This window comes from Bacillus sp. JJ664, from assembly GCF_036962205.1.
In the GTDB taxonomy this organism is placed as follows: domain Bacteria; phylum Bacillota; class Bacilli; order Bacillales; family Bacillaceae_G; genus Gottfriedia.
This window is the reverse complement of record NZ_JBALMS010000082.1, coordinates 11,527-11,803: the sequence shown is the minus strand read 5'-3', so window position 1 is coordinate 11,803 and position 277 is coordinate 11,527.

The following is a 277-nucleotide window of genomic DNA, read 5'->3' as shown; positions in this document are numbered from 1 at the left end:
TTCATGTTTTGTTTAAAAATATGTGAAAGATATTATAAGAAATTATGTATTATCCTACTCCGATATAGTGGAATGCAAAAAACATGATGGACGATACGATCAGAACTTTCGATATGAGTCCCTTCACACTAAATCCTCCCTCAATCATTCATCTAATATTCTCTACATTATCGTAACATTATTGAAAACGTTTTCACTACAACTTTCGTTCGGTTCTTTCTTACAAAAGTTGACAAGCTATTTTCAAAGGAATGGTTTGGATTTTTTATAAAAAATC